At 66.2% G+C, this 13,753-nt stretch carries 17 protein-coding genes; 6 read left to right on the forward strand and 11 right to left on the reverse strand.

What is annotated here, in order from left to right; translation table 11 throughout:
- Window positions 1-18: 18 nt before the first annotated feature.
- Entirely contained in the window at window positions 19-1,878 is a 1,860-nt protein-coding gene (locus HWV23_RS04285; RefSeq protein ID WP_178289188.1) for a metallophosphoesterase family protein, read from the reverse strand.
- A 145-nt stretch (window positions 1,879-2,023) separates the two neighbouring features.
- On the opposite strand from HWV23_RS04285, the gene HWV23_RS04290 reads away from it, so the two are divergent.
- A complete protein-coding gene (locus HWV23_RS04290; RefSeq protein WP_178289189.1) occupies window positions 2,024-2,659 on the forward strand; it encodes a DUF6517 family protein in 636 nt (211 codons plus the stop codon).
- Here the strand turns inward: HWV23_RS04290 and HWV23_RS04295 are convergent.
- The 6 genes from HWV23_RS04295 to HWV23_RS04320 form a co-directional block, all read right to left on the reverse strand.
- Window positions 2,648-3,871: a tripartite tricarboxylate transporter permease gene (locus HWV23_RS04295; protein WP_178289190.1), complete on the reverse strand. Its 1,224-nt coding sequence runs from the start codon at window positions 3,869-3,871 to the stop codon at window positions 2,648-2,650. The genes HWV23_RS04290 and HWV23_RS04295 overlap by 12 nt on opposite strands.
- A gap of 110 nt (window positions 3,872-3,981) precedes the next feature.
- Complete coding sequence (rpl12p, locus tag HWV23_RS04300) at window positions 3,982-4,326, reverse strand: 50S ribosomal protein P1 (protein ID WP_178289191.1); 345 nt, start codon at window positions 4,324-4,326, stop codon at window positions 3,982-3,984.
- 6 nt (window positions 4,327-4,332) lie between these two features.
- Window positions 4,333-5,394 carry a 50S ribosomal protein L10 gene (locus HWV23_RS04305; RefSeq protein ID WP_178289192.1) on the reverse strand — a complete coding sequence of 354 codons (1,062 nt, stop codon included), beginning with the start codon at window positions 5,392-5,394 and terminating at the stop codon, window positions 4,333-4,335.
- Window positions 5,391-6,029, reverse strand: a complete 639-nt coding sequence (locus HWV23_RS04310; protein WP_178289193.1) for a 50S ribosomal protein L1 — start codon at window positions 6,027-6,029, stop codon at window positions 5,391-5,393. The genes HWV23_RS04305 and HWV23_RS04310 overlap by 4 nt, the downstream gene beginning before the upstream one ends.
- A 124-nt stretch (window positions 6,030-6,153) precedes the next feature.
- Complete coding sequence (locus HWV23_RS04315) at window positions 6,154-6,606, reverse strand: thiol-disulfide oxidoreductase DCC family protein (protein ID WP_178289194.1); 453 nt, start codon at window positions 6,604-6,606, stop codon at window positions 6,154-6,156.
- A gap of 63 nt (window positions 6,607-6,669) precedes the next feature.
- Window positions 6,670-7,161 (reverse strand): 50S ribosomal protein L11, encoded by a 492-nt coding sequence (locus HWV23_RS04320; RefSeq protein WP_178289195.1) that lies wholly within the window; start codon window positions 7,159-7,161, stop codon window positions 6,670-6,672.
- 148 nt (window positions 7,162-7,309) lie between these two features.
- Between HWV23_RS04320 and HWV23_RS04325 the strand changes: the two genes are divergently transcribed.
- Together HWV23_RS04325 and HWV23_RS04330 are read left to right on the forward strand one after the other, a co-directional pair.
- Window positions 7,310-8,203 carry a CbiX/SirB N-terminal domain-containing protein gene (locus HWV23_RS04325; RefSeq protein ID WP_178289196.1) on the forward strand — a complete coding sequence of 298 codons (894 nt, stop codon included), beginning with the start codon at window positions 7,310-7,312 and terminating at the stop codon, window positions 8,201-8,203.
- 1 nt (window position 8,204) lies between these two features.
- Window positions 8,205-9,290, forward strand: coding sequence for a DR2241 family protein (locus HWV23_RS04330; RefSeq protein ID WP_246282729.1), 1,086 nt, complete (start codon window positions 8,205-8,207; stop codon window positions 9,288-9,290).
- Here HWV23_RS04330 and HWV23_RS04335 read toward each other — a convergent pair whose 3' ends face one another.
- A complete protein-coding gene (locus HWV23_RS04335) occupies window positions 9,291-9,854 on the reverse strand; it encodes a DUF7524 family protein (protein ID WP_178289198.1) in 564 nt (187 codons plus the stop codon).
- A gap of 81 nt (window positions 9,855-9,935) precedes the next feature.
- The gene (locus HWV23_RS04340; protein ID WP_178289199.1) at window positions 9,936-10,130 is read right to left on the reverse strand and encodes a methytransferase partner Trm112; all 195 of its coding nucleotides are present in this window, start codon (window positions 10,128-10,130) and stop codon (window positions 9,936-9,938) included.
- Window positions 10,131-10,217: 87 nt separating this feature from the next.
- Here HWV23_RS04340 and HWV23_RS04345 point away from each other — a divergent pair, with 87 nt between their 5' ends.
- A complete protein-coding gene (locus HWV23_RS04345; protein WP_178289200.1) occupies window positions 10,218-10,634 on the forward strand; it encodes a GIY-YIG nuclease family protein in 417 nt (138 codons plus the stop codon).
- Between the two features lie 27 nt (window positions 10,635-10,661).
- Here the strand turns inward: HWV23_RS04345 and HWV23_RS04350 are convergent, their stop codons facing one another.
- Window positions 10,662-11,555 carry a DMT family transporter gene (locus tag HWV23_RS04350; RefSeq protein WP_178289201.1) on the reverse strand — a complete coding sequence of 298 codons (894 nt, stop codon included), beginning with the start codon at window positions 11,553-11,555 and terminating at the stop codon, window positions 10,662-10,664.
- A 98-nt stretch (window positions 11,556-11,653) separates the two neighbouring features.
- Between HWV23_RS04350 and HWV23_RS04355 the strand changes: the two genes are divergently transcribed.
- Window positions 11,654-12,514: a DMT family transporter gene (locus tag HWV23_RS04355; protein WP_178289202.1), complete on the forward strand. Its 861-nt coding sequence runs from the start codon at window positions 11,654-11,656 to the stop codon at window positions 12,512-12,514.
- A 79-nt stretch (window positions 12,515-12,593) separates the two neighbouring features.
- Window positions 12,594-13,487, forward strand: coding sequence for an SDR family NAD(P)-dependent oxidoreductase (locus HWV23_RS04360; RefSeq protein WP_178289203.1), 894 nt, complete (start codon window positions 12,594-12,596; stop codon window positions 13,485-13,487).
- Window positions 13,488-13,493: 6 nt separating this feature from the next.
- Here HWV23_RS04360 and HWV23_RS04365 read toward each other — a convergent pair whose 3' ends face one another.
- Window positions 13,494-13,646, reverse strand: coding sequence for a DUF7550 family protein (locus HWV23_RS04365; RefSeq protein WP_178289204.1), 153 nt, complete (start codon window positions 13,644-13,646; stop codon window positions 13,494-13,496).
- Between the last annotated feature and the right edge of the window lie 107 nt (window positions 13,647-13,753).

Raw genomic sequence — 13,753 nt, forward strand, 5'->3', positions numbered from 1 at the left:
CCGGCCACTACCGGGCGGTTAGTGCTGCTTACCGGCAACGGTGGCCGAAGCACACGCGACTATTATATCGTGGGTCTCGCCGGCGGGAACCGAGAAGGCTACACGAACGTCCTGCCGGTCGCCATCGATGCGCTGCCAGCGCTTTTCGCCCCCATCGACGCGCACGCCGGGACAGGCGCCGAGCGGGACCGTCACCGCGCCTTCGAACTCGCGCGCGAGGTCGTTTTCGAGCCGAACGACCGTCCGCTCGGCGGACCGCTCGACGAACGACGCATCGAAACGATAGGACGGCATCGAGTAGAGTCCGAGGTCGGCGTTCGTCGCACTCCAGAGACCCGGTTCAAGCGCCCGCCCGCTCAGGAACCCGTCTGTCGCCGGATAGCCGAACGTTCGCGGGTCGACGCGGCTCCCGTCCCGTGCGAGCGGGACGGTCCGCCAGCCCCAGTACTGGGTCGTTCCTGAGGCTGCGGTCGTCGCCTCGACGAACAGCGTCCCGTCGCCCTCCGCGAGGACGGCTTCGGCGTCGCCCTCAACCGGGTTGCCGTCGGGGTCGACGTATTCGAGGCCGGTCCCTGTCGTCGCAGCGATGTTGTCCGCCCCGTCGTTGCGGGCGATGCGGTCCCGGTGGGCGTGGCCGGAGACGTGCAGCGAGACGCCCACATCCCGGAGGAGCGTTCGTATCGCCTCGCGGTTCTTGCCGAGCCAGCCGCCACCGGACCCTTCGGCGCCGCGGCCGACCTGCTCTGCGGCCGGGATTCCATCGGTCGTCCGGGTCACCTCCCCGCCCTCGGTCTGTCGCCACGAGGGGTTGTGATGCGAGAGCGTCAGGATGGTGCCGTCGTTTTCGGCCCGCCACGAGCGGAGGTCCTCGGCGACCCACGCGAACTGCTCGTTGCGGACCTGTCCGCCCCACGTCGAGGGCACTGCCGACGGCGCGATGCGGTCCAGCGCCGGCCAGTCGTAGGAATCCATCGAGAGGAGATGGAAATCGGGCCGAATATCGACGCTGTAGTGCCACGGCGCGAAGTAGCGCCGCCAGAGTTTCTTGCCGTCGATGCCCGCGCCCGGCGAGATGTAGCCGTCGTGGTTGCCCAGCGTCACGAACGTGGGGGCGTCAATCTGGTTCAGAACCCGGTAGGCATCCTCGTATTCCTGATAGTAGCCCGGCGACCCGAAAGCGAGGTCGCCGATGACGAGCACGATATCGGGGTCGGAGGCGTTCACTTCGGCGTTGGCCCGCTGGAAGGCGCCCCAGCGGTCCTCCTCGGTGCCGGTCCCGAACGTCTCCCGATAGCGAAACAGGAACGGTTCGGGACCCCGCTCCTCAACCGATTCCCGTCCGCCATCCTGAAACGGCCGCGGGTCGCCCACATGGGGGTCGCCCATAATGGCGACATCCGGTTCGTCGGGGAACGATTCGTGGATGCTCACCGCCAGTGGTTGGCCGTCGACTTCGCCGTCGACGGTCACGCGGAGGTCGTACATCCCCTCGGTGAACCGCCGGTCGAGACTCGGAATCTCGAACTCGGCGACGGTGTATTCCTCGCCGGTTCGAACCCAGATATTGCTCGGTTTTCGGCCGTCGGACAGGGATTCCAACCGTAGGTCCGTCTCCGGTTTCGCGGTACCGAAGGAAGGAACAAGTGTCGCCGATACCGACTCGACGTCGGCATCGAGTTCGACCCGCAGTGTCTCGTTCGGTTCCTGAACCGCGGGGACGCCGACCAGCGGATAGCGGAGCGTGTCGATTCGCCGGCCGACTTCGCCGAAGACGCTGGGGGCGGTTCGGGCGGCGGCGTCGACCGCGTCGCCGACGGGGGCGGCGGCACCCCCACCTATCGCGAGGGGAAGTAGTCCGGCACCGGCTCCACGAAGCACCGTTCGTCGGGTAGGACGGGACACGGATACCGACTCATCGAAACCGCCGTGCTAAATCTTGACGCGGGGTAATACCGGCATATTAAGTGAGAGGTGCCGAGCGATGGCCACGTAACTTATGGGCGCCCGATGGGTATGAATCGGCATGAAACGTCGCGCGCTACTGGCAGGTATTCCGATGGCGCTGTTCGCTGGCTGTACGAGCCTCGTGGTCGACGGGGAAGCCGAGTTCGAGGCCCAGACGGCGACCGTCTCCGAATCGGCCCGCTCCGAGACCGACTACGAGGAGGTCGAAGTCACGGAGAACACCGTCGAGCGGGAACTACCGGCTGGTCGAACGGTTCGCGTCGTCAACTCCCTCGCGGAATACTCCCGGACGGTCAATACCGGCCTGGGTGTCAGCGGCGAACTCGCCCGCTTTACGGCAGTCGCCACCCCGGAAGTCGATATCGCCGGGCAGGCGATGAACCCCGTCGCTGACATGGATAACGACGAACTCGCCGAACGGGTCCAACAGCAGTACGACAACGTTCGGAACATCGAAAGCGTCGGCGACCGAACCACGACGGTCGGCGATACCGAAACCACCGTCTCGAAATACGACGCGGAGGCCCAGACGAACGGCCAGAACGTCGATATCAACATCCATATCTGCCGTATCCAAAACGAGGGCGACTTCGTCATCTGTGCCGCGGTCCACCCGCGCGATATCGACGAGGAATCCCGCGTCGACACGCTTCTCGCGGGTATCCAGCATCCGACGAATTCCTCATCCGAGTAATATCGGCCCGATGAGCACCCCCATCAGGTGGACGCGCCGAGCGTGAAACCGGGCGGGGACCAGCCCGATTACCGCCGCTGCGATATAACACCCGATACCGACGGGACCCGCGAACAGATACCCGATAGCGCCGAGGCCGACCAGCACGGTGACCGATAGTCGCGTCGGGTCGATGCGACCGACCACCCGGAGGTACCGGTCACCGAGGGTCACCACGAGACAGAACCCGACTACCGCAGCGAGAGCCACCGCGGCGAGCAGGTGCGGGACCGAAAGCGGCACGCTCGCCTCCTCGACGGCGACGAGCACGCCGGTTCGTGGCGCACCGAGTGCGACCAGCGCGAAGAGGGCGAAAATCGTGTTCGCAGTGTTGACCCCGGACGTCGTCACGACGAATCCCCGGGCGCCGTAGCGGCCCGGCACCGCGAGCAGGGACAGCGTCGCGGCAACGGCACTGGAGACGGCGGGCACGTAGCCGACGATAGCACCGGCGACGGTTCCGAGCCCCGACAAGCCAGTCATTCCGAGTTTCGAGACGGCGACGGCAGGGTCGTCCTGCGGTGGGACTCCTTCGCCGCCGATGGCGTCGATGAGTACGGGCGCGCCGAACAGGCCAGCGAAAAGCGGTGCGAGCACGCCCCCGGCCGCAAGCGGGGCATCCGGTGAGAGGTCCAGCGTCGCAATCCCGAGCATCGCGCTCGTGACGAAGGCGAAGGCCCCGACGGCCATCGAGACGAAGTCCCGTTCGGTCAAGAGAAGGACGCCGACGAGGGCCAGCAGGACGACGGAGAGGTTCGCCCGCACCAGCGGCCACAACGAGACCATCGTCCGTGTGACCGGAACCGCGAGCGGGACCGCAAGCAGAACGGCGATGCCACTACCCAGCGCCGACAGGCGGAGCGCCTCCCGCCCCCGCCCTTCGAGGACGAGTCGGTGGCCCGGAAGTGCCGCGACGGCCATCGCCGGGTCGGGGACGCCCAGCGCCAGCGTCGGCACGATTTCGAGGAACGTGTGGACCACGCCGGCCGACAACATCGCCATCCCCACCGACAGCGGCGGTCCCGGTACCGACGGCGCGATGCCGGCCAACAGCAGCGCCATATTGTTCGCGTGAAGCCCCGGAATCAGTCCGCTGGCCGTTCCCAGCGCGATACCTCCGGCGACGAACGCCAGCGCTGTCAGCGTGCTTCGGGGCGCGAGGGCCACCTCCATCGCGAGTGGGTGGCCGCGTGTTCGTACTTAAATCCGCGCTCGGTCGGCGGCGCGAACGACGGCGCTGCGGCTATCCGGTCGATAAATAGAGAAGGTTGCTGTTGGCCAGTTTAGCCGAACAGTTCGCCGAGGCCCTCGCCGCCGTCCTCGTCGTCGCCGTCTTCCTCTTCGTCGGCTTCGGCTTCTTCTTCGGCTTCTTCCTCGGCCTCGTCGGCCTCGGCCTCTTCGTCGGCAGCACCGGAAGCAGCGCCGCCAGCAGCGGCGCCGCCCGCGGGTGCGGCCGCGGCCGTCTCGATGGCCTCTTCGACGTCAACGTCCTCCAGCGCGGCGACGAGCGCCTTGACGCGGGATTCCTCGACGTCGACACCGGCCGCCTCAAGGACGCCCGTCAGCTTGTCTTCGTTGATCTCTTCGCCAGTCTCGTGCAGGATAAGTGCTGCGTAAACGTATTCCATGATGTATCACCCGAACATGTCGCCGAGAGCGTCGCCGCCGTCTTCTTCCTCGTCGTCGGCGCCTTCCTCGGCTTCCGCTGCTTCTTCGTCGCTCGATTCTGCTTCTGCGTCCTCGTCCTCCTCGTCGGACGCCTCGGATTCGGCTTCCGCCTCTGCTGCGGGCGCCTCGACGCCGCGGAGCTCCTCGGGGAGCGCCTCCTCGTCGTCGATTTGCGCGGCCAGCGCGCGAACCTGCGCGTCAGCCGTCGAGACGAGGTCGTCCGCGAGGTCCGGGCTCTCGACGGACGCCGAGAGACCGACGGACTTGGCCTCGCCCGCTGCCTTCGCCAGCAGCGAGGGGACCGTCCGTGAAGTCGGGTACTCGGAGTTGACCGCGAGGTTCCGGGCTGCGGCCGCGGCGGACTCGATGTCCGCGCGGTACTCCTCGACGTCGATGGCGAGTTCCTCGGGCGCGAACAGCACGCCGTCGGAGAACACGCCACGCAGGTCGAGGCCGACCTCTTTCGGCTCGATGCCGAGTTCGCTGAGGACGTTCGCGAGGTCCTGGGAGACCTCCTCGCCAGCGTCCAGAACCTTCGAGTCCTCCATCACCTGGATGGAGCCCTCTTCGATGCGAGCGTTCGCACCGACGGCCTGGAGGTCGCCGACGAACGGACCCGGGTCGACGCCCGTGTCACCCTCGGGGATGACGATGTCGTTGGGCGCGACCTCACCGGCGCCGATAGGCGCGGGGGTCTTGGATTCCTCGAGCTGCTGGTAGAGCCCGAAGGGGTTGTCGTTCGTGCCGATGAGTCCGACCTGTCCGGAAACGTGTTCGGTCAGGTCTTCGAGGCCGTCGTCGACCTCTTCGAGGGCACGAACCACGAGCGTGTTCCGCGAGACGCGCAGGGCTGCGGTACCGTGCAGGCCACGGCGCATGTCCTGCAGTTGGCGGCTCGGGATGCCGGCGATGTCGACGACGCCGACCGAATCGTATCGCTCGACGAACTCGATGAGGTCGTCGACTTCCTCACGCTTCCACTGCGGAATCGTTTCGGTTTTGCGTTCGGATTCGGCTTCGGCGCTCATGCGGGCACCTCCACGGCCGGCCCCATCGTCGTCTTCACGTAGACGGCGTCGATGTTCTGCGGCCCCTTCTCGAGGTCCGTGAACAGCCGACGCAGAATGACGTCGATGTTGTCGGAAATGTTCTCGGCGTCCATGTCCTCGGCACCGACGCGCGTGTGGAACGTACGTCGGTCACGGGAACGGACCTGAACGGTGTTCTTCATGCGGTTGACCGTCTCGACGACGTCGTCGTCGGGGTCCAGCGGGGTCGGCATCTTCCCTCGGGGACCGAGCACGGTACCGAGGTAGCGACCGATGTCCTGCATCATGTTCTCTTCCGCGATGAAGAAGTCCGTCTCTTCAGCGAGGTCTTTCGCCGCGTCATCGTCGTCGCCGAGGTCTTCAAGGTCGTCGCTGTCAAGCACGTCGTCAGCAACGTCCTCGGCCTGGAGGGCCGTTTCACCTTCGGCGAACACGACGATACGCGTGTCCTGGCCCGTACCCGCAGGTAGGACGATACTCTCGTCTACACGGTTGTTGGGGTCGTCTAGGTCTATGTCGCGCAGGTTAATCGCGAGGTCGACCGTTTCACGGAAATTCCGCTCAGGGGCCTCCTCGAGTGCGCGATTTACTGCGTCCTCTATCGAATTTGCCATCGTTCACCTCCGTAGTTGCAGCCACAAGGGCTACTACGGTGTGAAACAGGCTGCGCCTGTCTCGTGCGAAACGACGGGGATGACGCACTTAAGGCCGTCGAACCAGCGGTGTCCGAACCGGGTTTCACCGCGCGTCGCCGTCGATAAATCGGTCTTCGAGGTCCGACGGCGGCACCAGACATCGGTCCCGCTGGCCGAACCAGTCGTAGCGGTTGGCCGCCACGAACTCGTAAACCCGGTCGCGAATCGAGCGCGGAACGGCGACGAAGGGATAGAGGAGCGAATACGGGAACCCGAGCCGCTTCAGCATCCGAAGCGCGGCGGTCGACTTCGTATAGTAATCCTCGCCCTCGATGAGCACGAACGTCTCGAAGCGTTCGGTCGGCAAGCCATGCCGTTCCAGCAACTGCTGGCCGGCCTCGGACTGCAGCGCCGCGAACCGGAAGCGTGCCTCGGGGTCCCGCTCGATGACCCACTGAACGAAGCCGTTACAGAGGTTGCAAACGCCGTCGAACAGCAGTATCGGCTTGTCAGTTGGGATTGCGACGCCGCTGTCGACTGGCTCGCCGTTTGCCACACACGATGCTACGCCTGCGAGGAGTAAAAAGAACGCGAGAAACGCACCGAAAATCGAACCGGTTTACGCTGCCGCTTCAGCCTCGGCGAAGGTGTCGTCGTACTCGCCGTCTTCGAGCCGCTGCTTGTAGGTACGGGCGTCCTCGCCTTCGATGGTGACACCGAGGGAGACACACGTACCGGCGACCTCTTTGGAGGCGCCGCGGGCGTCGTAGGCGAGCAGGTCCGGGAGCTTCTGCTCGGCGATTTTCTTGAGCTGTTCGACGGACATGTCGGCGACGAAGTCCTCCTGAGGTTCGCCCGAACCCGTCTCGAAGCCGAGTTCGTCCTTGATGAGGGCGGCCGTCGGCGGGACACCGACCTCGATTTCGAAGGAGCCGTCGTCCTCGTATTCGACGGTCACGGGGACTTCGGTGCCGTCGAAGGCTTCCGTCTGCTCGTTGATTTCGTTGACAACCGCCTGCACGTCCACGGGCGTCGGGCCGAGTTCGGGGCCGAGCGGCGGCCCGGGGTCGGCCTGCCCGCCGGGGACGAGCACTTCGATAGTTCCAGCCATACACGACACGAGTGTCGCCGCGGTTTTAAGGGTTGTCGATTCCGTTCGCCGTGCGACTGCGGGGCATAGCGCCCGAAACCCCGCGAGAATCCAGCAAGCGACAGCGGGTCCCGAAGGTCATAAGCCCGCAGTTGCCCACAGTAGAGGTATGCAGGCGCTCGTCATCGTCGCCCACGGGTCGCATCTGAACCCGGACGCGAGTACCCCGACCTACGAGCACGCCGACACCATCCGCGAGGCCGGCGTCTTCGACGAGGTCGAAACCGCGTTCTGGAAGGAGGAACCGTCGTTCCGCGAGGTCCTGCGAACCCTCGAGAGCGACGAAGTGTACGTCGTCCCGCTGTTCATCTCGGAGGGATACTTCACCGAGGAGGTCATCCCCCGGGAACTCCGCCTCGACGACTGGGACGTCGAGGAATGGGATTCGGACGGTACGAGCGCCACCCACGCGACGCTGGAAGCCGACGACGTCGCAAAGACGGTCCACTACTGCGGGCCGGTCGGTACCCACGACGCGATGACCGACGTCATCGTCCGCCGCGCGGAGACGGTTACCGGCGACCCCGACGTAGGGGACGGCTTCGGCCTCGCCGTCGTCGGCCACGGCACCGAGCGCAACGAGAACTCCGCGAAGGCCATCGAGTACCACGCCGAACGCGTCGCCGAACGGGACCGCTTCGACGAGGTGAAGGCGCTGTTCATGGACGAGGACCCCGAAATCGACGACGTGACCGACTTCTTCGAGGCCGAGGACGTCATCATCGTCCCGCTGTTCGTCGCCGACGGCTACCACACACAGGAGGACATCCCCGAGGACATGGGCCTGACCGACGACTACCGGAAAGGCTGGGACACGCCCGCGGAGGTCGACGGCCACCGCATCTGGTATGCGGGCGCCGTCGGCACCGAGGCGCTGATGGCCGACGTCGTCCTCGAACGGGCGGCGGATGCCGGCGCCGATGTCGGCAACGCCATCGAGGAGATTCGTCGCCGCACGCGCGTTGCGGGAACCGAAGATGCCAGCGCGAGCGCGGGGGACTGACGTGAACGACACACAACTCACCGCGCTCGTCGAGGCGACCGACGAGGGCATCGACTACGACGGACTCTCCGTCGCCCGCGACGGCGACACCTACACCTTCGAGACCCCCGGCACCTCCCACGAGGGCCTCGACGAGGACGGCCTCCACGAGGTGGCTACCGAGAACCCGTGGTTCGTCTCGAACTGGTACTTCTGGACGCAGGCGGATCGCCCCGACCCCGAAGAGGCGTTCCTCCGGTGGCTGGAGGGCGCCGACGAGACGCCCGTTCCGGAGCGCTACGAGGCGATGGCCGACGGCGGCCTCACCGAATCGTGGGGGCAACTCCACATCGACATCTCGCTTGGACAGGACGGCCAGCGCGTCTACACCCTCCGAAACGAGGAAGACAGCGACGCCGACGTTGAGGCCCTGGAAGTCCACACCGACCCGCTGGACGCTCGCGAACTCGTCAAACACGACGACCGCGGGCGCTACCGGCCGCTGAAAACGGCGCCGACGCTCCCGACCGGATGGGCGTTCGTCGACCTGGACGGCCGGGCGCTCGGTCGCGCCGTCGACGTCATCTATCCGGTCACCATCGCCAACTGGCATCTCGAACGGCAGGGCGACCTCGACGTCTCCCACTGGGTGCCGACCATGGAACGGCAGACCGGCATCTACGGCGTCATCCAGACGTGGGACCGCGGCGAGGGCCACGAGCACGTCAACTGGGTTGCCGAGGCCTGTTGTGACGACTCTCAATGCCTGAAGCGCCGCGAGTGGGAGTACGACGAGGAGACGGACCTCGACGTCGACGGCGGCGACGGCGAGTTCCCGTGTCGGGAGCCCTGTTCGATGGTCGTCGCGGCCGCACGCCAGTGGACCAAGCTCGAAGCCGAGGAGCCGAAAACCTACGAGTTCGAACTCACGCCGAGCGAAAAGGAGCAAATCGAGGCCATCATCGACACCGTCGCCGAGGGCGAGGCCGACGAGGTCCGAGAGGCCGACGTCTACGACGACGCCAACCGCTACCGGACGCGCTTTTTGCGGGCGAAACGGTTCGACGAGGAAGGAAACCTCTGTGGCGTCCCGACCGACGACGAGTAATCAGCCCAGCAGGAAATTCGCGGCGACGGCACAGCAGACGCCCGCCAAGATCGCGAAGGCACCGAGGATGAAGTTGATGCCGTCGGCGGCGAACAGCGCGCCGATAGCGAGGAGAAGTGCAACGGCGCCAAGGACGCCGACGGGCAGGGCGCGCATCGCCGGCGAGACGCCCGTTTCTTCGGTTTGCTGCGGTTTCGAAAGGTCGGGATCGACTTCGACCGGCTCCTTTTCGGGGGTGCGGTCGAACCGGACGTCGGTGTAGTGGGTCTCCCGTCCGTGGCCGGTGACGACTTTCAGTTTGCCGCGGACGATATCCGAGGGCCACTCCGTCGGGTCGCGGGCCTTGACCTCGATGTGGCGCGTCTCGTCGGATTCGAGGTAGTGGTTCGTGGCCTCGATGCGCGCTATTTCCGAGAGACGGTCGTCGAGATGGACGTGAACGTGGGCCGGCTCGCCGTGGTTCGTCAACGCGATGGCGAAGGGGCCGTTCGCCTCGAAGGTGGTCTGCGCTTCGAGCGTATGCAGCCCCGTCCGGTTGACATCGACGCCGAGCGTTTCGGTCACGGCCAACGACTCGCGGGGTGGCCTAAAAAAGGCTGCTGCTAGACGGGCTTGCGGCGGGTATCGGAGGTAGCCCCGTCGACGTCAGGCTGCCGCTTCCTCGCGCATGTCCGGCGGCAGGAGGTTCGGGATGCCGTCCTCGATGGGGTATTCCTCGCCGCAGTCGGTACAGACCAGCCGCCCCTCCAGAATCTCGTCGTCGTCCTCGCGGATGACCTCCAGTTCGAGGTCGCTTTTGTCGAGCGGACAGCACAGGATATCCATGAGCGACTCCTTCATGTAGCAGTCTCCGGCGGGCCGGGCCAAAAGTATGGCGGGTCACGCCGCTTCGGGGGAGTTTTGCCGACCGGCGACGAAGGCGGGGGTGTGACCGGCGGTACCTACACCCTGCTCGTCGAGGTGCCCGAAGCGACGACCATCAGCGTCGGCGCCCTCGGCGACCAGCAGTTTCCCGCAGGCTGGTACGCATACACCGGCAGCGCGCTCGGAACGGGCGGCTTCGGCCGCGTGGACCGCCACTACGAACTCGCCGCTGGCGACCGGGAGACCCGCCACTGGCATATCGACTACCTGCTGGGCCATCCCGAGAGCCGGATTCGCGGCGACGTGCGAACGCCCGATTCGGACATCGAGTGTGCCGTCGCCAGCGGGCTCCCTGAAGGGCCAGTCGACGGCTTCGGCGCCTCCGATTGCGATTGTGAAAGCCACCTCGCCTACGCCGAGACGGGCGCCGAACTGCAAACGGCCGTCGCCGACGCGCACCGACAGGCCCGGTCGGAGTAAGCGACACGCTCACGTCTCAAGCCGAAATCAGGCGCGCGCAGTCGACGTGATATAAATGCCGAACAGCACGACGGCACCGCCGGCGACGGTCGGCAGGCCCGGGACTTCCGCGAGTAACAGCACACCGAGCAGCGTCGCACCGACGGGTTCGCCCAGAAGGGAGACGCTGACGACAGATGATTCGACGTGTTCGAGCGCCCAGTTGATGACCGTGTGGCCGAAAATCCCCGGCCCGACGGCCATCCCGAGGAAGATGAGCCACTCGCGGGTCGGATAGCCCGTCAACTGGAGGTCCTGCACCAGCGCGACGACGAACAGCGTGAGCGCGCACGCGGAGTAGACCACCATGACGTAGGGGACGAGGGCGATCCGCTGCCGGAGCGACCGCCCGACGAGGACGTAGATAGCTGCCATGAACGCGCCGAGGACGGCCAAAGCGTTGCCGAACAGCGGGCGGGTTCCGGCGACGGCCGCCCCGGAAACGAACTCGCTTGCCGACATCGCCACGATACCGACGATGGCGATGGCGATGCCGACGGCCTTCCGGGCGCCGATACGCTCGCTCAAAAGCAGCGCGGCGCCCAGCGCGACGAAGACGGGCTGGGACTGGACCAGCGTGACGCTGGCGGCGACGCTGGTCCATTCGAGGCTCTCGAAGTACGCCGAGAAGTGGACCGCAAGCGCCGCACCTGTCAGTCCCGCAATCAGCAGGTCGCGCAATCCGAAGGCGTCGAACTCCCCCCGGTATCGAGTGAAGACCAGCGGCGCGATGAGTAGCGTCGTCAACAGCACCCGATAGAACGCCAAGACGACGGCGTCGGCCGCGCTCCAGCGGGCGAGAATCGCGCTCGTCGAGACGGCGACGATGGCGACCGCCAGCGCGGCAAGCGGCGGCGTCCGGGCTTCGAGACGGGCCAGCACACACGGACGAAACAGGGGCGGTGACAAGTCGGTTCCGCAACCGGCCGCGCCCGCGGGCGATTCACAATCGCTTTCCCCGCCCGGGCGGTGCCTCCCACATGAATGATGCCCGCGTCGGCGCGCTGTTCGTGCTCTGTTCAGCCGTGGGCTTCGGTACGCTCGGCATCTTCGGCACCGTCGCCGGCGACATCGGCCTCTCGATTCCGACGGTCCTCTTCTTCCGCTTTTTGCTGGCGACGGTGCTGGTGTGGGCTCTCCTCGGCGTTCGCGGCCGCCTGAAACTCCTCCGGGGGCGCGACCTGCTCGCGGGCGTCGCTCTCGGTGCCTTCGGCTACGCCGCCATGTCCGGGCTCTACTTCCTCGGCCTCGAATTCATGACCGCCGGTATGGTCGGAATCATCCTCTATACCTACCCCGTCTTCGTCCTCGTGCTCGCGGCGGCCTTCCTGAACGAACCCGTCGGCCGCCGAAGCATCGCGGCGCTGGCGGTCACCCTCTCGGGCATCGCCCTCATCACCGGCGCGGACCCCGCGGCCGCTGACCTCCGCGGCGTCGGCATCGTTCTGCTGGCGGCACTGGTCTACGCCAGTTACATCACCGCCAGCCGAACCACACTGGAGGACGTGGCCGCGCCGATTCTGACCGCCCACGTCATGCCCGCCGCTGCGATTACGTTCCTCGTTATCGGCCTCGGCACCGACTCGCTTGCGATACCCTCCGGTACCGTCGCGTGGGGAACCATCCTCGCTATCGCCGTCTTCGCCACTGCCGTCCCGATTTTCACCTTCTTCGCCGGCCTCTCGCGTATCGGCGCCGGCCCGGCAGCGATTCTCAGCACCGTCGAGCCCGTCATCACCGTCGCGCTGGGCGCGCTCTTCCTCGCCGAACCCGTTTCTGCTGTCGTGGTCGGCGGTGGGTCACTCGTGCTACTCGGCGTCCTGCTCGTACCGCGACGGTAGGCGGGACTCGAGTCTCCGGCTAAAGCCACCGCCCGTAGACGGCACCAACTTATAACGGGGTGCCGGCGAACCCGAAGGCATGCTCGACGACACGGTCTGTATCGTCTGCGGTGGCGGCGGCGGCATCGGCGAGGAAACGGCAGCGGCGTTAGCCGACGAAGGCGCGAGGGTCGTCGTCAACGACCTCGGGGTCGACGTCTCCGGCGAAGGCTCCGACGAACAACCAGCCCAAGAGACGGTCGATAGAATCGAGCAGGCCGGCGGCGAGGCGATGGCTCACTTCGGCGACGTGACCGACCTCGACTATACGGAACGACTCATCGCCGACACCGTCGACGAATACGGCGCCGTCCACGCGGTGGTCAACTTCGCGGGCATCCTCCGTGACGGCATGCTGTTCAAGATGGACGAAGACCAGTGGGACAGCGTCATCGACGTCCACCTCAAGGGCCATTTTTCCCCGCTCCGCAACGCCGCCGCTCACTGGCGAAAGCGCTACAAGGAGTCGGACGGCTTCGAGCGTGAGCGCTCGTTCATCTGTGTCTCCAGCGGCGTCTCGGTCGGCAACATCGGACAGGCCAACTACTCGGCGGCGAAGGCGGGCATCCTCGGATTGATGCGAACCGCCGCCCTCGAACTCGACCAGTACGACGTCCGCGTCAACGCCATGTGGCCAACGGCACTGACCCGGATGACCGAGGACCTGCCCGGCATGGCCGGCGTCGACGAGGGGGATATGGGCCCGCAGCACACGACGGGTGTACCCGTCTTCCTCGCCAGCGGCGAGGCCGAAGGAATCACCGGTTGTACCCTCGCCGTCGCGGGCGACAGCGTCTCCATCGTTTCGGACCCCGAACGCGAGCGGAGTCTCTCGACGGATTCGGAAGAGGGCTGGTCCGGAGACGAACTCGCCGACCGATGGGAAGAACTCACCGACGGTTACGAGACGCGGCGGTTGAACAGCGGCTATTAAAAGGCCTCAGGCCAGCAGGAACGGGATGCCGAAAATCACGAGGAGGCCGATGACGGCGACGACCGCGCCGATGGCGACATCGCGGCCCGAGTAGTCGCTCTGCGGTGCGGTGGTGCGTCCCTCTTCGGCCTCGTCTACGTGGTCGTCGTGGTCAGTCATACGCGGTTCTGCGGCGGGCGGCTACTTTGTCCTATCGTTCCCGACTCGGCCGCCAAACAAGCGCAGCGTCGGGCGGGATTCTTTGTGGAGCCAGTCCATAGCGGAGA

The organism is Natronomonas halophila, assembly GCF_013391085.1.
GTDB classification, from domain to species: domain Archaea; phylum Halobacteriota; class Halobacteria; order Halobacteriales; family Haloarculaceae; genus Natronomonas; species Natronomonas halophila.